Origin of the sequence: Microbacterium sp. (assembly GCF_017305435.1) — a bacterium.
Classification (GTDB): Bacteria; Actinomycetota; Actinomycetes; order Actinomycetales; family Microbacteriaceae; genus Microbacterium.
The window spans coordinates 1-21230 of sequence record NZ_JAFKIP010000003.1 but is presented as its reverse complement, the minus strand read 5'-3'; the positions used below and the strand labels follow the sequence as shown (position 1 = coordinate 21230).

Annotated in this window: 20 protein-coding genes; 17 read left to right on the top strand and 3 right to left on the bottom strand. The window is 70.4% G+C overall.

Features of this window, described 5'->3' with window-relative positions:
- The first annotated feature begins 26 nt into the window (after positions 1 to 26).
- The 3 genes from J0I43_RS03530 to J0I43_RS03520 are packed head-to-tail and all read left to right on the top strand — an operon-like array spanning position 27 to position 2415.
- Positions 27 to 638: a copper resistance CopC family protein gene (locus tag J0I43_RS03530; protein ID WP_292859152.1), complete on the top strand. Its 612-nt coding sequence runs from the start codon at positions 27 to 29 to the stop codon at positions 636 to 638.
- The gene (locus J0I43_RS03525) at positions 635 to 1192 is read left to right on the top strand and encodes a copper chaperone PCu(A)C (protein WP_292859150.1); all 558 of its coding nucleotides are present in this window, start codon (positions 635 to 637) and stop codon (positions 1190 to 1192) included. The genes J0I43_RS03530 and J0I43_RS03525 overlap by 4 nt, the downstream gene beginning before the upstream one ends.
- Entirely contained in the window at positions 1192 to 2415 is a 1224-nt protein-coding gene (locus J0I43_RS03520; protein ID WP_292859147.1) for a Dyp-type peroxidase, read from the top strand. Before J0I43_RS03525 ends, J0I43_RS03520 begins: the two co-directional genes overlap by 1 nt.
- Before the next feature lie 119 nt (positions 2416 to 2534).
- Here the strand turns inward: J0I43_RS03520 and J0I43_RS03515 are convergent, their stop codons facing one another.
- A complete protein-coding gene (locus tag J0I43_RS03515; RefSeq protein ID WP_292859144.1) occupies positions 2535 to 3155 on the bottom strand; it encodes a TetR/AcrR family transcriptional regulator in 621 nt (206 codons plus the stop codon).
- Between the two features lie 94 nt (positions 3156 to 3249).
- Here J0I43_RS03515 and J0I43_RS03510 point away from each other — a divergent pair, with 94 nt between their 5' ends.
- Entirely contained in the window at positions 3250 to 4914 is a 1665-nt protein-coding gene (locus tag J0I43_RS03510) for a CocE/NonD family hydrolase (RefSeq protein WP_292859141.1), read from the top strand.
- Positions 4911 to 5381, top strand: coding sequence for a DUF3237 domain-containing protein (locus J0I43_RS03505; protein WP_292859138.1), 471 nt, complete (start codon positions 4911 to 4913; stop codon positions 5379 to 5381). The genes J0I43_RS03510 and J0I43_RS03505 overlap by 4 nt, the downstream gene beginning before the upstream one ends.
- A gap of 29 nt (positions 5382 to 5410) precedes the next feature.
- Here J0I43_RS03505 and J0I43_RS03500 read toward each other — a convergent pair whose 3' ends face one another.
- Positions 5411 to 5983, bottom strand: a complete 573-nt coding sequence (locus tag J0I43_RS03500) for a hypothetical protein (protein WP_292859136.1) — start codon at positions 5981 to 5983, stop codon at positions 5411 to 5413.
- A 125-nt stretch (positions 5984 to 6108) separates the two neighbouring features.
- Here J0I43_RS03500 and J0I43_RS03495 point away from each other — a divergent pair, with 125 nt between their 5' ends.
- From J0I43_RS03495 to J0I43_RS03470, 6 genes are read left to right on the top strand one after another with little or no spacing between them, the layout of a single operon-like run.
- The gene (locus J0I43_RS03495) at positions 6109 to 7761 is read left to right on the top strand and encodes an ABC transporter substrate-binding protein (RefSeq protein ID WP_292859133.1); all 1653 of its coding nucleotides are present in this window, start codon (positions 6109 to 6111) and stop codon (positions 7759 to 7761) included.
- Positions 7762 to 7798: 37 nt separating this feature from the next.
- On the top strand, positions 7799 to 8758 hold the full coding sequence (locus tag J0I43_RS03490; RefSeq protein WP_292859130.1) for an ABC transporter permease: 960 nt from the start codon (positions 7799 to 7801) through the stop codon (positions 8756 to 8758).
- Positions 8755 to 9618 (top strand): ABC transporter permease, encoded by an 864-nt coding sequence (locus tag J0I43_RS03485; RefSeq protein ID WP_292859127.1) that lies wholly within the window; start codon positions 8755 to 8757, stop codon positions 9616 to 9618. Before J0I43_RS03490 ends, J0I43_RS03485 begins: the two co-directional genes overlap by 4 nt.
- The gene (gene nikE, locus J0I43_RS03480) at positions 9615 to 11306 is read left to right on the top strand and encodes an ABC transporter ATP-binding protein (protein WP_292859124.1); all 1692 of its coding nucleotides are present in this window, start codon (positions 9615 to 9617) and stop codon (positions 11304 to 11306) included. Before J0I43_RS03485 ends, nikE begins: the two co-directional genes overlap by 4 nt.
- A complete protein-coding gene (locus tag J0I43_RS03475) occupies positions 11303 to 12736 on the top strand; it encodes an amidase family protein (protein WP_292859121.1) in 1434 nt (477 codons plus the stop codon). The genes nikE and J0I43_RS03475 overlap by 4 nt, the downstream gene beginning before the upstream one ends.
- Positions 12737 to 12741: 5 nt before the next feature.
- A complete protein-coding gene (locus J0I43_RS03470; protein ID WP_292859118.1) occupies positions 12742 to 14460 on the top strand; it encodes an amidohydrolase in 1719 nt (572 codons plus the stop codon).
- Between the two features lie 22 nt (positions 14461 to 14482).
- Here the strand turns inward: J0I43_RS03470 and J0I43_RS03465 are convergent, their stop codons facing one another.
- Entirely contained in the window at positions 14483 to 14941 is a 459-nt protein-coding gene (locus J0I43_RS03465) for a MarR family winged helix-turn-helix transcriptional regulator (RefSeq protein WP_292859115.1), read from the bottom strand.
- An 86-nt stretch (positions 14942 to 15027) separates the two neighbouring features.
- Between J0I43_RS03465 and J0I43_RS03460 the strand changes: the two genes are divergently transcribed.
- The 6 genes from J0I43_RS03460 (at position 15028) to J0I43_RS03435 (ending at position 20754) form a co-directional block, all read left to right on the top strand.
- Positions 15028 to 15945: an SDR family NAD(P)-dependent oxidoreductase gene (locus J0I43_RS03460; protein ID WP_292859112.1), complete on the top strand. Its 918-nt coding sequence runs from the start codon at positions 15028 to 15030 to the stop codon at positions 15943 to 15945.
- A 2-nt stretch (positions 15946 to 15947) separates the two neighbouring features.
- Positions 15948 to 16862, top strand: a complete 915-nt coding sequence (locus J0I43_RS03455) for an amidohydrolase family protein (RefSeq protein WP_292859109.1) — start codon at positions 15948 to 15950, stop codon at positions 16860 to 16862.
- 1 nt (position 16863) lies between these two features.
- Entirely contained in the window at positions 16864 to 18048 is a 1185-nt protein-coding gene (locus J0I43_RS03450; RefSeq protein WP_292860586.1) for an acyl-CoA dehydrogenase family protein, read from the top strand.
- Positions 18049 to 18079: 31 nt separating this feature from the next.
- Positions 18080 to 18532, top strand: coding sequence for a MaoC family dehydratase (locus J0I43_RS03445; RefSeq protein WP_292859106.1), 453 nt, complete (start codon positions 18080 to 18082; stop codon positions 18530 to 18532).
- 37 nt (positions 18533 to 18569) lie between these two features.
- Positions 18570 to 20174, top strand: coding sequence for a long-chain fatty acid--CoA ligase (locus tag J0I43_RS03440; RefSeq protein WP_292859103.1), 1605 nt, complete (start codon positions 18570 to 18572; stop codon positions 20172 to 20174).
- 130 nt (positions 20175 to 20304) lie between these two features.
- A complete protein-coding gene (locus J0I43_RS03435) occupies positions 20305 to 20754 on the top strand; it encodes an Hsp20/alpha crystallin family protein (protein ID WP_292859100.1) in 450 nt (149 codons plus the stop codon).
- The last annotated feature ends 476 nt before the right edge of the window (positions 20755 to 21230 follow it).

Below are 21230 nucleotides of genomic sequence, written 5' to 3'. Positions count from 1 at the left end.
GGTGCGCGACCGATTGGTGGTGCCCGATGTCCCGTTCCCCGTCCCTGCTGTTCGCGTGCACCGTGGCGGCGGTGGTCGTGCTCGTCAGTGCGTCGCCCGCTGCGGCGCATGACGAGCTGATCTCCAGCACTCCCGCGTCGGGTTCCCAACTCGCCGAAGCACCGACGGAGATCTCGCTGACGTTCTCCGCGGACGTGCTCACGATCGGCGCCGCGGTGATCGTCGCGGATGATGCGGGGCGCGACTGGACTGTCGGGGAGCCGACGGTTCACAGCGGCACGGTGACCGTGGAGCTGGATGCCGGGATGCCCTCGGACGGGTACGAGATCCGTTGGCGGGTCGTCTCGGAGGACGGGCATCCGATCAGCGGATTGGTTCCGTTCACCGTGGGTGACGCGGCTCCGCTCACACGCACCCCGGCCCCCACCGACACAACGGCCACCACCGACACAACGGCCACCACCGACACAACGGAGAGCGCCGCGACCGATCCTGCCGTCGCGACGCAGGAACAGAGCACACAAGAAGACCAGGGAGCACTCCGCATTCTCCTGGTCGGCGCCGGCGGTGCACTCGCAGCGACCGCCGCGTACGCCCTCATTCACCTCATTCGCCGTAAGAAAGGCACTTCCTCATGAACACTCGCATCAAGACCGGCGCGCGCCTGAGCGCCCTGCTCGCCGCTGCCATCCTCGCCCTTTCCGGCTGCGCATCCACCGCGGCCCCCGAAGCAACGCCGACCTCGGCACGCGCTGGAGACGCCGTCACCATCACGGACGCGTGGGTCAAGGCTGCGGACTCGGGTATGTCGGCCGCGTTCGGCACCCTGACCAATGAGTCGGATGAGGACATCACGCTCGTGTCCGCCGAGTCGCCGGCATCCACCATGCTGCAGCTGCACGAGACCGTCGAGAACGACTCCGGTGAGATGGTCATGCAGGAGAAGGACGGCGGCTTCGTCATCCCTGCCGGGGGCAGCTTCGTGCTCGAGCCGGGCGGAAATCACATCATGCTGATGGAGCTCACCGCCCCGCTCGCAGCGGGCGATGAGGCGACGTTCACCCTCACGTTCTCGGACGGCTCGACCTACGAGTTCACCGCCCCGGTGAAGGACTACTCAGGCGCGAACGAGAACTACGAGGGCGACCACATGGACATGGACATGAGCCCGAGCCCCATTCCGAGCAACTGATGGCAGCGCCCGACTCGGGCGCCGGTCGATCGGGTTCGACGCGGCGACAGTTCCTCCTCGGGGGGACTGTCGCCGGCGTCGGCGCCGCTGCCGCCATCGGCATCGACCTCGCGCTCAACCCCTCCACCAGCACGGTCACCTCACCCTCCGCACCTTTGAACGGCGACGAGATCGTTCCGTTTCACGGCGCGCACCAGGCGGGCATCGACACGGATGCCCAGGCGCACGGCACCTTCATCGCGCTCGACCTCCACGACGACGTCGACCGCGACCAGTTGCGGCGCCTCATGCGCGTCCTCAGCGACGACGCCGAACGCCTCACCCAGGGGAGGGCAGCACTCGCGGACTCCGAACCGGAGCTCGCGTTGACCCCGGCGCGGCTCACTGTCACCTTCGCGTTCGGACCGGGCTTCGTATCCCGAGCCGGCAGAGAGGCGCCCGCGTGGCTGCAGCCGCTTCCCGCCTTCAGTGTCGATCAGCTGCGTGACGAGTTCAACGACGGCGACCTTCTGCTGCAGATCGCCGCGGATGATCCCCTGACCGTCGCGCACGCGACCCGGATGCTGCTGAAAGACGCGCGCAGCTTCGCGGACGTGCGGTGGACGCAGCAGGGATTCCGACGTGCCTACGGGTCGGTCGCACCCGGCACGACCATGCGGAATCTGTTCGGACAGGTCGACGGCACCACCAACCCGAAACCGGGCACGGCGCACTTCGATGACGTGGTCTGGTCCGGTGCCGGCTGGCTCGCCGGCGGCACCGGGATGGTCGTCCGACGCATCCACATGAATCTCGACAAATGGGACAGACTCGACCGACCCGGTCGGGAGCAATCCGTCGGACGCACTCTCACCAACGGCGCCCCACTGACCGGCACCGGCGAGCACGACGAACCCGACTTCGATGCGAAGACGACGATCGGCTTCCCCGTCATCCCCGAGTTCTCCCATATGCGCCGCGCCCGTCCCGACGACGAGAAGCAGCGGATCTTCCGCCGTGCGTACAACTACGACGAGCGGCCCACCGGAGCCGAGGTCTCCGAGTCCGGGCTCATCTTCGTCTCCTTCCAAGCCGACGTCGACGCCCAGTTCACCCCCATCCAGCGCAGACTCGACGAACTCGACCTCCTCAACGAATGGACCATCCCCATCGGATCAGCCGTGTTCGCTGTTCCGCCCGGCTGCGCGCCCGGAGGCTACATCGGAGAGACACTCCTCGCCTGATACCGGCACGCAGATCCCGTCAACCGCTCCTCGCCCGGACACGCTGACCGGAGTGGCCGCTACGGCCCGAGCTCACGGTTGAGGAGATCCTGATGCTCGGCGCGACGTGAGAGCCGCGCTCACGCGGACTCGGGGATCCGGGCGAGCGCCGCGATCAGCAGCTCGGCGCTCGCGCGTGCGAGCCTTGTGCGCTCGGCTGAGACCTCGAGGTCGGACATGAAGACGTTGCCGATCGCGATCGACATCACCCCCTTCGCGGTGCGCTCCACGTCATCGGGGCGCGCGGCGGGGTAGGCGGCGGACAGCGCGGCGACGAGCTCGGACTCGGCGCTCGCATAGGCGCTCACGACCACGGCGTGCAGGTCGGGGTTCGTCCGACCCGCGTCGACGAAGGCGAGGGCGGCGATGTTCGTCGCGTCCGGTTCGGCGAACTCGCCGAACAGATACTCCAGCGCACCGTCGACGGTGGTATCGGGCGACGGGAAGAACGAGCCCGGATGCCCCGTGGCACCCATGTCCGCACCCGGCTCGGGGACCTCGCCGAAGTACAGCAGGACGGCGGCGGCAGCCAGGATGTCGTCGCGATTGCCCGCGAAGTGGCGGACGTGTCCGCGCGCCATGCCGGCCTCTTCCGCGATGCGGTCGAGCGACGCTCCGGACATGCCGTGCCCAGCGATGCAGCGAATCGTCGCCTCCAGGATCTGGCGGCGACGGGCTTGAGCGACGGACGGGCGGGCCATGAGCTCCGATTCTGTCAGGCAAGTTGATAGTCAGACTTGACTATCAACAAGATCGACTCTACCGTGACCACAACGGATCGTGAAGGGACATGCAGTGACGCAGATCGTGAGAGTCGGGCCGGCGCCGGTCAGCCCGCTGGCGCAGGAGCACAAGGTGCGCATGCGCGACGGCATCCACCTGGCATCCGACGTGTACCTGCCGACGGATGCCGGGCGGGGCGCCGACGCCGAGCCGGGCGATACGATCCTCATCCGCCTGCCGTACGACAAGGCCGGCGCATACACCTTCATCCCGCTCATCGCCGAGTACTTCATGGCGGCCGGCTACGGGGTCGTGGCGCAGGACGTGCGCGGCAAGTTCCGCTCCGAGGGCGAGACGCTCCTCTTCGTCAACGAGGTCGCCGACGGCTACGACACGATCGAGTGGATCACGCAGCAGAGCTGGTCCAACGGCCGCGTCGCCATGTGGGGAGACAGCTACTACGGCTACACGCAGTGGGCGGCGGTGTCGTCCCAGCACCCCGCGCTGAAGGCGATCTCGCCTCGCGTCACCGGCACCCAGCTCGGCGAGCCGGTCCACCGCGACCCGGGCGATCGCACCCGCCGCGTCGAATGGGGCATCACCTACCTCTACCCGTTGACGTACTTCCACTCGCGGGACGCCTTCTTCTGGGAGCTCGACCCCGAGCGGCGTCCGTTCAGTGCTCAGGTCGAGGAGGTGCTCGAGCAGATCGGTTCGCGATCGATCTCCTACGACCAGTGGTACCCGCGCCCCGTGCACCTGCGGCGCTTCCCCCAGGGCAGCCCGTTCGACGCGCGCCCCGTGCCGACGCTGCAGACGATCGGCCTGTGGGACAACTGCGCGCCTCTGTCGTGGGCGGACGTCGCCGAAATCGAGCAGCGACCCGCGTGGGCGATGAACCACTTCCTGCGGATCGAGCCGATGGACCACGAGGCGTTCTACCTCGACGACCCCGCCGAGGCCCGCGTCGAGGAGCGCTCCGAAGAGCAGATCCGCGGCGACCTGCCGCGCATGCTCGACCCGACGCTCGAGTTCTTCGAGGTCTTCGTCCGCGGCAACGGCTCGGCCACCGACATCCCGCGCGTCACCTGGACGCTCGCCGGCACCGGGGAGGTGCACACCTCGGCATCCTGGCCCCCGCCCGGAACCACGCGGCACGCCCTGTTCGCGACGTCGGACGGCGGGCTCTCGCCGGTCGCCGCGCCGGGCGAGACGACGCTGACCTGGACCCACGACCCGAACGACCTCGTGCCCTCCAGCGTCGCCAACGCCTTCGCCTTCCTGCTCGACCAGCCTGACGAGGCACCCCTCGGTGATCGCGACGACGTCCTCGTCTTCACGAGCGAGCCGTTCTCGCGCGATGTCGACCTCGTCGGCGCGGTCGACGCGGCCGCCGTGATCTGCTCGGACGGCCCGGTCATGGACTTCTTCGTCCGCCTGCTCGACGTCGCCCCCGACGGCGCGGCCCTGCGCATCGCACGTGGACAGGTGCAGCTGCTCGAGGCATCCCACCCGACCGCCGTCGACATCGACCTCGGGCAGCTCGGCTACCGCCTGCGCACCGGACACCGCCTGCGCCTGCACGTCAGCAGCAGCGACTACCCCGAGTTCATCCCGCAGCCGGGCACCGGAGAAGACCCGTGGGCGGCCCTGCGCACCGAGCCCAACCGGCAGAGCGTCGTCATCGGCGGCGCGACCGGATTCACCCTCAACATCACGAGTCTGGAGCCGCGATGACCCTTCCTGCCCTGCCCGAGCCGCAGCTCGAGTTCGCCTTCGAGATCCGCGCCGGCATCGCACCGCACCTCCGCATCGGGCGCAGCGCCGACGAGGAGCTGAGCTTCACCCCGGTCACGGGCGGCACCGTCGCGGGCCCCCTCCTGAACGGAGAGGTGCTGAGCGGCGGCGGCGATTGGGCGGTCGAGCGCAGCGGAACGTCGCAACTCGAGGCGCGCTACCTGCTGCGCGCCGACGACGGCGCCGTCATCGACATCCTCAACCGCGGCTACTACCGCGCGACGCCCGAGGTCATGGCGCGTGTCGAGGCCGGTGAGAACGTGTCCGAGACGGAGTACTACTTCCGCACCGCGCCGGTCTTCCAGACGGATGCCCCGGCGCACCGCTGGCTCGCGGAGCACCAGTTCATCGGGCTCGCGCGCGATGAAGACGGTCAGGTCTGCATCCGGATCTTCGTGGTGCGATGACCGCGATCTCGCGAGGGCGCGCGGCCCGTTCAGATGCGCGGATGGGCGTCGATCGCGGCGCGGATGACGTCGCGCGTGTGCGTCTCCGTCCAGTGCTGGGGCGCGTCGACGTTCGCGAGGTAGGCGCCGCGGATGGCGAGGTAGGCGATGTCGGCGACGGCATCCGGCGCGACGAAGCCGCTCTCGCGTGCGGTGGCCCGCAGTGTGGCCAGGAGATCGTCGGCCTCTCTGCGCAGCGCATCGGCCAGGTCGGGCTCGAACTCGGCGTTCGAGACGACCTCGAGGATGAAGGTGCGCAGCACCGCGTCGTCGGCCGTCGCGGCGAGCTCCCACTCGACCAGCGCGAGGAAGCGGCCGGATGCCGGTGCCGCGGCGAGCGCGTCCTCGCGTTCGCGTTCCCACCGGTCGCGCGCACTGTCCAGCGCGTTCAGGATGAGCGCCGCCCGCGAGCGCACGTAATTTGTGACGAGCGTCGTCGAGCCGCCGAGCTGCGTCGCCACCGAGCGGATCGTCACGGCCTGCGTGCCGGCTGTGCGGGCCACGGCGATCGTCGCCGCCGCGATATCGGCCAGGCGCTGGTCGGCATCCACTTCTCTGGGCATGCCGCTCAGCGTATCCACCGCTGTAACACAAATGCAACATTGATGCACAACACTGTTGTACTACACTCGAATCGCTGCGCGTCATCGGTGACCGGCCGGCGCGCGACCCTGCGAAAGGACCCGCTATGAGAATCTCCGGCCCCCGCGCCAGCCTCGCCGCCATCGCCGTCGGCGCCACCGCGCTCCTGGTGCTCACCGGATGCACGTCGCGTGACGGCGGCGGCGAATCCCCGACCGCCGCCCCCGTCGACGAGTCCGCCGTCGTGGCATCCATGCCCGCCGGCACGAAGGACGTCGACGCGGTGACCTGGGCGCTCGTCGAGGGCGAGCCGCTCTCGCTCCTCGCGGGATCCGACTACAACTTCGTCGCCCCGAACATCTGCGAGAGCCTGCTTCGCGTCGAGCCCGACTTCTCGATCGGCGACGGCATCGCGAGCTCGGCCGAATGGACCGATCCCGTCACGTTCGTCATCGACATCCGCGAAGGCGTGACGTTCTCGGACGGAACGCCCGTCACCCCCGACGACGTCATCTACAGTCTCGGGCGGCACAAGGACAACGTCGCCGACGGCTACTTCGGCGCCTTCGTCTTCGTCGACTCGATGGAGGCGACCGGCGACTCCCAGGTGACCGTGCACTTCTCGGCGCCCGATGCCGACTTCCGCGCCGCGATCGCGAGCGGTGGCGGCGCCGTGCTCAGCAAGGCCTTCAGCGAGAAGGCGGGCGCCGCGCTCGGCACGTCGAGCGGCGGCATCCTCTGCGCGGGCCCGTACGAACTCGATTCCTGGACGCCGGGCAGCGAGATCGTGACCGTCGCGAACAAGAACTACTACGGCGGAGCGCCGCATGTGGCGAAGATCACCTACAAGTTCATCGCCGACGGCACGACCCTGACCAACGCGCTCCTCGAGGGAGAAGTCGACGGCGCGTTCAATGTGCCCCCGGCAGCGCGTACCGCGTTCGAAGGCTCGGACAAGGGGCACCTCGTGCTCGGGCCGTCGACGGCTTCATACTCGTTCGGGCCCACGCGCTCCACGGGTGCCGGGGCGAACCCCGAGGTCCGCCGGGCGCTGAGCATGGCGATCGACCGCGAGCAGTACATCCAGACGGTCTTGGGCGGTCTCGGTTACGTGCAGAACAGCTTCGTCGCGCCGTTCTCGTGGTCGGGCTCGCCGGCCGCCGACACCTACCAGGCCGCGTACGACGAGCTGCCCGCGCTGGCCCTCGATCTGGATGCCGCGAAGAAGCTCGTCGCGGAGTCCGGCGAGGACACGTCCGTGCCGCTGAAGATCGCGGTCCCCGCGGGCGCCAAGGAGCTGTCCCAGACCGCCGCCATCGTGCAGAGCGCCGCTCAGCAGATCGGGCTGACGGTGGAAGTCGACGAGCGGCAGGCCTCCGACTTCGCCGCGATCTTCGTCGACGAGAGCGCCCGCGAGGACATCGACTTCGTCGCCACGGTCGGCTACATCGAGACGCCGGGAGCGCTGCCGAACCCGCAGCTGTTCGCGCTGCCCGCCGACCTCGGCGGCATCTTCAACTGGAGCGGCTACGCGAACGACGAGGTCACGGCGCTGCTGCAGCAGGCGCGCACCGCGACCGACCCGCAGGCATCCGCCGACGCCTACGTGAAGGCGCAGGCGATCTTCGCGCCGGACATGCTGCAGGTCACGCTGGCGGGCGCCTATCAGACGCTGTTCATCAGCAACGAGCTCACGGGCGCCGTCACCTCGGTCGCGGCGTACTCGAGCCCGTGGGCGCTCCAGCTCGGCGGCAAGTGACAGACGGCGCGGCCGGGAACAGGGAAGGAGGAGACCGATGAGCGCGAACGTGCTGCGACAGCTGGCGGGCAAGCTCGGCGGGCTGCTGCTGACCCTGTTCCTGGCCAGCGTCGTCATCTTCGCGGCGATGCTGCTGACACCGGGCGATCCGGTGACGGCGATCGCCGGCGGGGTGCGTCCGACGCCGGAGATGATCGCGCAGATCCGCGCGCAGCACCACCTCGACCAGCCCGTGTGGGTGCAGTACCTGCTGTGGGTCCAGGGGGTGTTCACGGGCGACCTCGGCACGTCGTTCGTCTACAAGACGCCCGTCGCCGAGCTGATCGCGCCGCGCATCGGGATCACGCTGCTGCTCGTCGTCTACACGATCGTCCTCATCGGCGTGTTCGGCGTCGGGTCCGGCATCCTCGCCGCGACGCGCGGGCGTGCCGTCGACCGGACGATCCTCGTGCTCACCTCGGTCGGAGTCGCCCTGCCGACCTTCGTCGTCGCGATCGGCCTCATCTGGGTCTTCGGACGCGTGCTCGGCTGGTTCCCGGTGTACGGCGCGGGCAGCGGTCTCCTCGACAACCTGTACCACCTGACCCTTCCCGCCATCTCGCTCTCGGTCATGTACATCGCGTACCTGAGTCGCATCACGCGCGGCGCCGTCGTCGGCCAGCTGCACGCCGAGCACGTCGACACGGCCCGCGTGCGCGGCATCCCGCACAGCGCCATCTTCCGGCGGCACGTGTTCCTGAACGCCTCGCCGCAGATCCTCGCGATCTCGGGCGCGACGATCGCGGGGCTGTTCGCGGTGTCCGCGATCGCCGAGCAGGCATTCGGCATCGGCGGGCTCGGGTCGCTGCTGACCGAGGCAGCCGCGCGCAAGGATCTCCCCGTCGTGCAGGTGATCTCGCTGCTGCTCGTCGCGATCTTCGTCGTCCTCAACGCCGTCGTGGACGTCGTGATCGCCCTCATCGACCCCGATTCCGCCCGATCGAGGAGGCTCGCATGAGCGTCGCCCAGCTCGCCGGGGGCCGGGTGCCGCGCGTCGCGCGCCGCGCCGCCGCCCGTGATCCTCTGTTCGTCGCCGCCGCGGTCGTGGCGCTCGCGATCGTCGCGCTCGCCCTCTTCGGCCCGCTGCTCGCGCCCTACGACCCGAACGAGCTCTACGTGGGTCCGATCTCGGGTCCGTCGAGCCTCGCGCACCTGCTCGGCACCGACGACCTCGGCCGCGACATCCTCTCGCGCGTCATGATGGGCGCTGCCCCGAGCGTGTTCGCGCCGGTGTTCGTCGTCGTGATCTCGACCGTGCTCGGGGCCGTCGTGGCCATCGCATCCGCGTGGTTCGGCGGCTGGGTGGACGGCGTGAGCACGCGCGTCGTCGAGGTGATCTTCGCGATCCCAGGTCTCGTGCTGGCCGTGCTCGCGGTCGCGATGTTCGGCAAGGGGCTCGTCGCACCGGTCCTCGCGCTGTCGATCGCGTACCTGCCGATCGTCTCGCGGCTCGTGCGCGCGGGAGCGCGCTCCGAGCTCGGCAGACCGTACATCGCCGCGCTGCGCATCCAGGGCATCTCGTCGTTCGCGATCTGCTTCCGCCACTTGGTGCCGGCGCTCCTCCCGACCCTCCTTGCACAATCGACGATCGGATTCGGCTACGCCATGCTCGACCTCGCCGCGATCTCGTTCCTCGGCCTCGGCGCGCAGCCCCCGGCATCCGACTGGGGCGTCATGATCTCCGCCGGCCAGCCGGCCCTGCTGACCGGAGCGCCCGAGCAGTCGATGTACCCGGCGCTGCTCGTCGTGCTGACGGTGCTCGCGGTCAACATCCTCGGCGCGCGCGTGACCGCGTGGGCGGAACGGAGCGACGCATGAGCGACATCGTCCTCGAGCTCGACCACGTCGGGGTCGCGACGCCGACCGGTCGGCCGCTCGTGCACGACTGCACGCTGCAGGTGCGGGCGGGCGAAGCGCTCGGCCTCGTCGGCGAGTCGGGCTCCGGCAAGACGCTCTCCACGCGGGCGGTCGCGGGTCTCGTGCCCGACGGGTTCACCGTGAGCGGGACGATCCGCATCGACGGCGTCGACCTCGATACGCTCTCCCGCGCGCAGCTGCGCGCGGTCCGTGCGCGGCGACTCGGCATGATCTTCCAGACGCCGCGGGCGCATCTGAACCCGCTTCGCTCGATCGGCGACTTCATGACGGAGGCGCTCGTCGCCGTCGCCGGCGAGAAGCCGGATGCCGCGAACCGGCGCGCGATCGAGCTGCTCGACGAGGTCGGTATCGACAATCCCGGTCGTCGCATGCGGCAGCGACCGGGCGAGCTGTCCGGCGGCCTGCTGCAACGCGTCATGATCGCCGCGACCCTCGCGATGGACCCGCGGATCCTGCTCGCCGACGAGATCACGACGGCGCTCGATGTCACGACGCAGGAGGAGGTCATGGCCGTCATCGGCGACCTCCGCCGCCACCGCGAGCTCGCGATGCTGTTCATCACGCACGACCTGGCCCTCGCCGGCGCCGTCTGCGACCGGGTGACGGTCATGCAGCACGGCCGCACGATCGAGACGCTGTCGGCGTCGACGATGCGGGAGGACGCCACCGATCCGTACACGCGGCGACTGCTGTCGGCGACGCTCCCGGCCGAGCTCGAGGCCCCGGCCGCCGAGAGGGAAGAGCCCGTCCTCGCGGTGACCGGCCTGCGCAAGACGTTCCAGGTGCGCGCTGCGCGCGGAGGAGGGCGCGAGGAGTTCGTCGCCGTCGACGACGTCTCCTTCCGCCTGGGCGCGGGCGGCGCGCTCGGCATCGTGGGCGAGTCCGGCTCGGGCAAGTCCACGACGGCCCGCATCGTGTGCGGACTCGAGTCTGCCGATGCCGGCGAGGTCGCCGTCAAGGGCGAGGACTGGACGCGTGCGGCGCGCGGCACGACCGAGCGCCGCCGTCGCGCCCGCATCGCCCAGATGGTGTTCCAGGATCCGTATCAGTCGCTCGACCCCCGGCAGACGGTGCGGCAGTGCCTCACCGAGGCGCTCCGCGTCCACCGCCCGCGGGCATCCCGAGCCGACATCGACGCGCGGGTGGACGAGCTGCTGGCATCCGTCACCCTCGCTCCCGACCTCGCCGACCAGCGCCCGCGCTCGCTCTCCGGCGGGCAGCGCCAGCGCGTCGCGATCGCGCGGGCGCTCGCCGCCGACCCCGAGATCCTCGTCCTCGACGAGGCGGTCTCCGCTCTCGACGTCACGACGCAGGTCGAGATCCTGACGCTCCTCGACGCGATCCGCAGCCAGACCGGCGTCGCGCTGCTCATGATCTCGCACGATCTCCTGACCGTCCGGCGGCTGTGCGACCAGGTCGTCGTGATGCGCCGCGGACGCGTCGTCGAGCAGGGCCCGATCGCCGACGTCCTCGACCACCCGCAGACCGACTACACGCGAGAGCTGCTCGACTCGATCCCGCGCGAGGGCTGGCAGCCGCGGCGTCGCCGTCGCGACACGCGCACGGCGCCGCTGCCCTCCGTCGCGACCTCCACGCAGCGCATCATCACCCGCAAAGGAAAGAAATGACGTCCTCACGCTCTCTGTACGCCCTCGGTGTCGCGGAGCTCGCCGCCGCCGTCCGCACGGGTGCCGCGACCGCCGTCGACGTCGTCGAGGCGCACCTCGAGCGCATCGCCGAGGTGAATCCCGCCGTGAACGCGATCACGGTGGTCTTCGCCGATCGCGCGCGGGCGCTCGCCGCCGACATCGACGCGCGCATCGCGGTCGGCGAGCCCGTCGGCCCCCTCGCCGGAGTGCCGTTCTGCGTCAAGGAGAACATCGACCTCACGTGGTCCGCCTCGACGAGCGGATGGTCCTTCCTCGCCGACGCGGTGCCGGAGGCGGATGCCACGATGGTGCGCCGCCTGCGCGAGGCCGACGCGATCCCCATCGCACGTGGGAACATGCCCGACTTCGGCCTCCGGTGGGACACCGACAACGACCTGTTCGGCCGGACGCTCAACCCCTGGGATCCGGCGCGGGTGCCGGGCGGGTCGAGCGGCGGCGACGCCGTTGCTGTCGCGACCGGAATGGTGCCGCTCGGACTCGGCAACGACTACGGCGGTTCGCTCCGCCTGCCCGCCTATGCGGCCGGCGTCTGCGCCCTGCGCCCCTCGGCCGGGCGCGTGCCCGCGCCGACGGCTCAGACGCGCGAGCCCGTGTCGCTGACGCTCCAGCATTTCGCCGTGAACGGCCCCATTGCGCGGCACGTCGCCGACCTCGACCTCGCGTTCTCGCTCATGCACGGCGCGGATGGCGCCGACCCGCTCGTCCGGACCGTCGCGCACCCCTCGGCCTACGACGGCCCGCGCCGCGTCGCCGTCGTCCGTGATCCGCTCGGATGGGGCGTCGATCCGCAGGTCGCCGAGGCGATCGTGCGCGCCGCCGATGCACTCGTCGCGGCCGGCTGGGAGGTCGAGGACGCCGAGCCGCCGCTTCTCGAAGAGGCCGCGACGCTGTGGCGGCAGCTGTCGACGACGGAGATGGTCGGAGCGTTCCGGCCGGGCGGCCTGCCGGCTCCTCTCGGCGAGGGGTCGACGCGCTATTTCCTCGACAACGCGTCGGAGACGCAGTTCCTCGAGTCCGGCGAGGCGTACGGCGGGGCGTGGGCCTTCCGGGTCGTGATCGCGGCCGCGTGGGAGAGCTTCCAGCAGCGCTTCCCGATCATCCTCGGACCGGTGTCCGCACGACGGATGCCGCACATCGGCTTTGACCTGTCCGGCCCCGACGCGACGACGCAGCTGTGGCGCGACCACCGGCTGCTCGTCGCCGTGAACTTCCTCGGCCTCCCCTCGGTCGCCGTGCCCACGGGGCTCGACGAGGACGGGCTGCCGACCGGCATCCAGCTCATCGCCGCGCGCGACCACGACCACGTCGCGCTCGCCGCGGGTCGCGACGTCGAGGCGGCGCTCGGCGTGCTCACGCCGATCTCGCCGACCCGCGTGGCCGTCTCGTGAACCGGGTGGCGCAGACGACAGAGCCGGGCGCGCGCCGCCCGTTCGCCGACACGGTGTTCCGCGGCGGAGCCGTGTTCCTCGGCTCGGGTGAACCCCGGCACGGTCATGCAGTGGCGGTCTCCGACGGGCGGATCGTGGCGGTCGTGCCCGAGCACGAGGCATCCGCGCTCATCGGGCCGGCGACCACGATCATCGACCTGGACGGCGCCCTGCTGTCGCCCGGCTTCCAGGACGCGCACGTGCACCCCGTCGGGGGCGGCGTCGAGCTGCTGCAGTGCGAACTCAGCGAGGCGACGGATGCCGCGGACACGCTCGCGCGCATCCGTGCCTACGCCGATGCCCACCCCGGCGAGGCGTGGATCCTCGGCGGTGGCTGGTCCATGGACCACTTCGCCGGTGGGGCGCCCACGCGGCGCCTGCTCGACGAGGCCGTGCCCGACCGCCCCGTCCTGCTCGCGAGCCGCGACCATCACAGCTCCTGGGCGAATACCGCGGCGATCCAGGCCGCGGGGCTCGACGCCTCGACCCCGGACCTCGTCGACGGCCGCATCGAGCGAGAGCCGAGCGGTTTTCCCGCGGGGACGTTCCACGAAGGGGCATCCGCTCTCTTCGACGCCGCGCGGCCGGTGCTCGACGCCGATCTCGCCTACGCGGGACTGCTGCGTGCGCAGGACGCGCTCGTGGCGCTGGGCATCACGGGCTGGCAGGATGCGCTCGTCGGCGGCGACCTGAGCGGCGTCGATCCGCTCGACGGCTACCGGCGGGCGCGCGCCGAGGGCACCCTCAGGGTGCACGTCGTCGCGTCGCAGTGGTGGCATCGGGACCGCGGCGCCGAGCAGATCGACGACTTCATCGCCCGGCGGGCGGAGTTCACGGCCGATCCGGACGCCTCGGAGCCGACGCGCCTCGACTTCGGAACCGTGAAGATCATGGTCGACGGCATCGCCGAGAACCATACGGCCGCCATGATCGGCTCCTACCGCGACGCCCATGGCCACGACACAGGTGAGCACGGCCTGTCGTTCATCGACGCCGCGGCGCTCCGGGATCACGTGACGGCGCTGGATGCCGCGGGCTTCGCGGTGCACTTCCATGCGCTGGGGGATCGGGCCGTGCGAGAGGCGCTCGACGCGGTCGAGGCCGCACGCACCGCCAACGGGCCGGACGGGCCGCGCCACCACCTCGCGCATCTCCAGGTCATCGCGCCGGAGGACGTCGGCAGGTTCGCCGCGCTCGATGCGACGGCGAATCTGCAGGCGCTGTGGGCGTGCCACGAGCCGCAGCTCGACGAGCTCACCCTTCCGTTCCTGCAGGAGGGGGCCGAGGCGCGTCACTACCCGTTCGGCGAGCTGCACCGCGCCGGCGCGCGCCTGGCGGCGGGGAGCGACTGGCCCGTGTCGAGCGCCGACCCGCTCGCCGCGATCCACGTCGCGGTGAACCGGGTCGCGCCGGGCTCGGTCGCTCCGCCGCTGGGCGGCGTGCACCAGCGGCTCGATCTCGCGACGGCTTTCGCCGCCTACACGTCGGGGAGCGCCTACGTGAACCGCCGCGACGGCGACACCGGACGGATCGCGCTGGGGTACCGCGCAGATCTCGTCACGATCTCTCCCGACCCGTTCGGCCTCGACCCGACCGAGATCCACCGGGCGCGGGTGTCGTCGACCTGGATCGCGGGGGAGCGGGTCTTCGCGGCGACCGCAGGGGCACTCGCGGGTCCGCAGTGAGGCGAGCGGATGCGGGCGCGGGTCACCCTTCTTCCGGGAAGGCGGTCTTGTGGAGCAATCGAGCGAGCGTTTCGCGTTCCCGGTCGGTGAGTGCGGCGTGCGTCGTGCGCTCCGCCTCGAGGATGGCGACGCGCGCGGCGGTGAACAACGCGGTGCCCGCGGGCGTGGCCGAGATGACGTTGGCGCGCCGGTCGCGAGGGTCCGGGGCGCGATCGACGAGCCCCTTCGCCTCGAGGTCGTCGACGAGGGGCACGACCTGGCTGGGGTCGAGGCGCAGGAACTCCGCGATCTCGCGCTGGGTCATCGTCGCGGGAGCGCACGCCGACGCCAGCACCGAGTACGAACGCACGCGAAGGCCGAACGGCGCCAGCGCGGCGTTTCCGGCGACCAGCGACGCGGCGTTGGAGCGCGCCAGCAGGAAGCTCAGGTCGTCCATCAGCGGGCGCTCGTCGGCGGGCGAGTCGAGCGGCGCATTCGTCATGAGGGCGATTCTACAAGAATACTGAAGGTCAATGATTGACAAATTCAATTAAACCTGGTCTCATCGAGGAGAACAAGGGAGATCGCATGTCGCTCGCAGGCAAAGTCGCCGTCGTCACCGGATCGGGTCGTGGCCTCGGTCTGGCCTATGCGCAGGAGCTCGCGCGGCAAGGGGCAGCCGTCGTCGTCAACGACGTGGATGCCGCCACCGCCGATGATGCCGTGCGTTCGATCACGGATGCCGGGGGCAGAGCCGTCGCCGTCGCGCTGCCGGTCGGGCCCACCGAGACCGCGAAGCAGCTCGTCGAGACCGCCGTCCGCGAGTTCGGGCGCCTCGACATCCTCGTCACGAACGCCGGTGTGCTGCGCGACACGGTGCTGTGGAAGATGAGCGACGACGACTTCGACACCGTCATCGGCGTGCACCTGCGCGGCACGTTCACGTGCGTGCGCGAGGCCGCGACCTACATGCGTGAGAACGAGATCGCCGGCCGCATCATCTGCATCGGCTCGCCGACCGGCCAGCGCGGCAACTTCGGCCAGACCAACTACGCCGCCGCGAAGGCGGGCATCGTCGGCATGGTCCGCACGTGGGCGCTCGAGCTCAAGAAGGCGGGCATCACGGCGAACGCCGTCATCCCGGTCGCCGCGACCGCCATGACGGCGACCGTCCCCTACTTCGCCGCCGCCGTCGAGGCGGAGGCGGCCGGTGAGCCCATGCCCGCGTTCTTCCGCCACGACCTCGGTTTCGGCACGTCGCAGGACGTCGCGGGACTCATCGCGTACCTCGCGTCGGATGCCGCGGCATCCGTCACCGGTCAGGCGATCGGCATCGGCGGCGACCGGCTGCAGGTGTGGTCGCACCCCGAGCCCGCCGTGACCGAGTATCACGACGGCGGCTGGTCGTACGAGGCGCTCGCGGAGGACTTCCCCCGGCTCGTCGGCGATCGGCAGCAGTCCGTGGGCGAGCGGTTCCCCGCACTGCCCGACGACCTGCAGCGCTGACCATGGCCCGCTACGAACCCGCGATCGACCTCGAGAGCATCCGCGCGATCGACGTCCACGTGCACATCGAGGTCGACGACCACGGGCACACGTCGCTGCCGCCGGATCTCGCGGAGGCCGCATCGCGCTACTTCGCCGTGGGCGCGGGCCGGCCCGACCTGGACTCGGTCGCCGCGTACTACCGCGAGCGTCGCATGGCGGCGGTCGTGTTCACGGTCGATGCCGAAGCCCAGCTCGGCCAGCCGCCGCTGTCGAGCGAGGAGATCGCCGCGGGCGCCGCCCGCAACAACGACGTCCTGATCCCGTTCGGGTCGGTCGATCCGCACCGGCCCGACGCGGTCGACCGGGTGCGGCGTCTCGCCGAGGATCACGGCGTGCGCGGGTTCAAGTTCCACCCGACCGTGCAGGGATTCGACCCCTCCGATGAGCGCTGGCATCCGATCTACGCGGCGCTGCAGGAGGCCGGGGTCGTCGCCCTCTTCCACACCGGTCAGACCGGGATCGGCGCAGGCCTTCCCGGCGGCCGAGGGCTGCGGCTCGCGCTGTCGAACCCGATGCTGCTCGACGGAGTCGCCGCCGACTTCCCGGATCTGCAGATCGTGATGGCACACCCGTCGGTGCCGTGGCAGGACGAAGCGCTCGCGGTCGCGACGCACAAGCACAACACGTGGATCGACCTGTCCGGGTGGAGCCCGAAGTACTTCCCCGAGTCCCTCGTGCGCGCGGCGAACTCGTATCTGAAGACCCGCGTGCTGTTCGGCTCCGACTTCCCGCTGCTGACCCCCGACCGCTGGATGGCGGATGCCCGCGTCGACGAGGAGGCCGGCCTGTTCAAGTCAGAGGTCCTCCCCGGCATCGTGAAGGACAACGCCGCGCGGCTCTTGCAGCTCTTGCCGTCCCCTGGGCTCGGTGACTGACATGGCGGTCTCGTCGTCGGTGATCGGGCTCGACCCGTACGGCTTCGCTGCCGCGCACTTGAGCGATGCCGCGCAGCGCGCGCTCGTCGGGCTCGCCGAGACGCTCGACACCGACATCCGTCCCCTGCTCGCGGATGCCTGGGAGACCGCGACCATGCCGCCGGAGATCCTGCGCGCCCTCGTGCCGCTCGGGCTGATGCGCCCGGCCGGCGTGACCGACTCCGAGGCCGACTCGAGCATCTACTCGGGCTTCCGCAACTACGTGCTCGCGCGCACCGACGTGTCGGTCGCGACGCTGTACAACGCGCAGTCCGGGCTGTTCCGCTCCACCGTCCGTCACGGCGGGTCGGCCGAGCAGGTCGCGGGCCTCGACCCGCGCATCCGCTCGTTCGAGACGACCGGCGTGTTCGCACTGACCGAGCCCGAGCACGGCTCCGACATCGCGGGCGGGCTCGCGACGCGGGCGCGACGCGACGGCGACGAGTGGATGCTCAGCGGGGTGAAGCGCTGGATCGGCGGCGCCGACACCGCCGACGTCCTCGCAGTGTTCGCGCGCGACGAGGCCGACGGTGAGGTCAAGGCGTTCCTCGTGCCGCGTACCGCCGAGGGTGTGACGATCGAGGTGATGCGCGGCAAGGTGTCACTGCGGCCCATGCAGAACGCGCAGATCACGCTCGACGGCGTGCGCGTCGGCGAGTCCGACCGGCTGCAGCGCGTGAACGGATGGCGCGACGTCGCGCGCATCCTCCGCGTCATGCGGTCGGACGTCGCGTGGATCGCGACGGGGCTGCAGGCCGGTGCGCTGGATGCCGCGCTGCGCTACGTCGCAGAGCGCCCGCAGTTCGGTCGCCCCGTCGGGGGCTTCCAGCTCGTGCAGGAGAAGCTCGCCCGCATGCTCGGCAACCTCACCGCGTCGCTCGGCCTCGTCGTCCAACTGTCGGTGAGGCAGGATGCCGGGGAGTACGCCGACGAGAACTCCGCCCTCGCCAAGATGCAGACCGCGCGCCTGGCCCGCGAGACCGTCGCGCTCGCCCGCGAGGTCGCCGGCGGCAACGGCATCCTGCTCGAGCACGATGTCGCGCGCTTCTTCGCCGACGCCGAAGCCGTCTACTCGTACGAGGGCACGCACGAGATCACCGCCCTCATCGTCGGACGAGCTCTGACCGGCCTCTCCGCCTTCGCCTGAACCGAAACAACCGACCGAAAGGCCCCCACTCATGACCACGACCTACGCCTACGACGACGTCGCCGGCCTCGCCGGCACCGACCTCGGGGACACCGACTGGCTCGAGGTCACGCAGGACCGCGTGAACCTGTTCGCGGACGCGACCGACGACCACCAGTGGATCCACGTCGACCCCGAGCGTGCGGCCGAGGGACCTTTCGGCGGGCCGATCGCGCACGGGTTCCTGTCGCTGTCGCTCACCGTGAAGTTCTGGTCGGAGCTGTTCGACGTGACCGGCGTCACGACGCGCGTGAACTACGGTCTCGACAAGGTGCGGTTCGTCTCGCCCGTGAAGGTCGGCGCCCGCGTGCGGATGAATGCCGTCATCGCCGAGGTCACCGAGGTGCCCGGCGGCTACCAGTTCGCCGTCGACCAGACGATCGAGATCGAGGGCGGCACGAAGCCCGCCGTCGTCGCCCGCGGAATCTACCGCTTCTACGCCTGAGCACCGCGCGCACCGCACCTCGAAGGGGAGGACACCGATGGACAACCAGGGACTGGGGACGTGGATCTCGCGGCGGCGCGTCAAGTCGGAGGGCGACGTCGCCGTCGTCCACGGCGACACGGCGGTGCGGTATGAGGAGTTCGCGGCGCGCATCGACCTGCTCGCCGGCGCGCTCGCCGAGCGGGGCGTCCGCAAGGGGGACCGTGTCGTCTACCTCGGCAACAACCATCCCGACTTCCTGACGACGTTCTTCGCGTGCGGGCTGCGGGGGGCGATCTTCGTGCCGCTGAACACCCGACTCGCGCCGCGTGAGCTCGAGTACATGATCGACGACTGCGGGGCACGCGTGCTGATCCTCCACGAGGAGCAGCGCGCTCTCGCCCGCGCGGCGGCGTGGTCGAGCGGCATCGAGCATCGCATCGTCGTCGAGGGTGCGCCCGAGGCCCCCGCGGTCGAAGCACTCGATGAGGTGCTGGCCGCGGCATCCGTCCCAGGCGACGACGTTCCGGTCAGCCTCGACGATCCCGCGATGATCCTCTACACGTCGGGCACGACGGGGCGACCCAAGGGCGCCGTCCTCACGCATGGGAACCTGACCTGGAACGCCCTCAACGTCCTCGTCGACTACGACGTCACGAGCGATGAGCGGGCGCTCCTGATCGCGCCGATGTTCCACGTCGCCTCGCTCGGCATGGGCGCGCTGCCCACGCTCCTGAAGGGCGGGACCCTCGTCCTGCAGCAGAAGGTCGACCCGGGCGCGGTGCTCGCCGCGATCGCCGAGCACCGCATCACGAGCCTGTCCGGTGTGCCGACGACGTTCCAGCTGCTCGCCGAACATCCGGCGTGGGAGGCCACCGACCTGTCGTCTCTGCGCAAGCTCACGTGCGGCGGATCGGCCGTGCCGTCGCGGGTGTCCGAGGCGTACGAGGCGCGCGGGCTGCACTTCTCGTCGGGGTTCGGCATGACCGAGACCTCGCCCGGTGCGACGTCGCTGCCGTACCGCAAAGCGCACGATCACCCCGGGTCTTCGGGGCTCGCGCACTTCTTCACCGATGTCCGCGTCGTGGGGCCGGACGGGGCCGAGCTGCCCGCCGGGAAGGCGGGCGAGATCGAGATCAGCGGGCCGAACGTCATGAAGGAGTACTGGCTGCGGCCGGATGCCACGCGCGACGCGCACCGCGGCACGTGGTTCCGCTCCGGCGACATCGGCCATCTCGACGCGCAGGGCTACCTCGTCATCAGCGACCGGCTGAAGGACATGATCATCTCCGGCGGCGAGAACGTCTACCCCGCCGAGATCGAGCAGATCATCATGGAGAACGCCGCCATCGACGCCGTCGCGGTCATCGGCATCCCCGACGAACGCTGGGGGGAGGTCCCGCTCGCCGTCGTCGCGCTGCGCCCCGGCGAGCTGCTCGCCCCCGAGGAGATCCTGGCGCCCCTCGACGGCCGGCTCGCGAAGTACAAGGTGCCCCGCGGAGTCGTGTTCGTCGACGAGCTGCCCCGCACCGCGAGCGGCAAGATCCGCAAGAACGAGCTGCGCACTCAGTACCAGGAGCTGCCGGAGGGATCGCGCCCGACGAACGCCGCATCGACGCCCGCGCTGCCGACCCAGGTGGTGCGAACGCCGCGTGCCCGCTGAGGTCGACCCCGCGCGACTCGTGAGAGGGCGGTGGATGCGGCGATCACTTCTGGCACTCTCGGGGTGAGAGTGCTAATCTGGATGCGGTTGAGTCGAGTGGACTCAATCTTCGAATCGAGAGGAGATCACCATGGCCACTTACGACCCGTTCCGCGAATTCGACCGGCTTGCGTCGGGTCTTCTCGACCCGCGCCGCGGTCCGCGTCGCATGCCGATGGACCTGTACCGCGACGGTGACCACTACGTCCTCACGGCCGACCTTCCGGGTGTCGACCCGGGCTCGGTCGACATCGACGTCGACGGTCAGCTGCTCACGATCCGCGCCGAGCGCTCCGTCCCGACGGGAGAGGGTGTCAAGTGGATCACGCGGGAACGCGAGGGCGCGAGCTTCCTGCGCCAGCTCAGCCTGGGCCAGGGCGTCGACACCGAGCACATCTCGGCGACGTACGACAACGGCGTGCTGAGCGTCACGATCCCCGTGAGCGAGAGGGCCAAGTCGCGCAAGATCGAAGTGACGACGGAAGCTCGCTCTTCCGTCGTTCAGGCGCACGAGACCGTGCCTCAGGCCGTCGCGAGCTGACCGCCGCGCCCGCGTCGGGAACCGAGCCGCCCCGATCCATCTGCGACCGGGGCGGCTTTCCGCGCAGCCGCCTCATCGTCGCCCGCTCGATCGAGGGGCGCGAGGCATCCGTTTCGCCTCCTCGAGCGCCCGACACGCCCGGGATGCCGCACGGATTTGCCCGTCCGCTCCCCGCGGCGTAGTGTTTTACCTGTTCGCCCCAAAGGGAGAGCGAGCGGGCCGGAAGGCCCCGCCCCCTCAAGCAGTGAACAACCTCCACCCCAACGGAACTCTTCGGAGCGACAGGGCTCTCGGGCTCGGGGTGGAAGCCTCTCACTCGAGATCGTCGGATTTGACGGTTGGTTGGTGTGGGGGTAAGGTGGTGAAGTTGCCCTTCTGGGTTGGTCGTGAGGCTGGCTGGGGGGAGCGTTCGATCCTTGAGAACTCAACAGCGTGCACTTGTCAAATGCCAATTAACCTCGTTCCAGCTTCGGTTG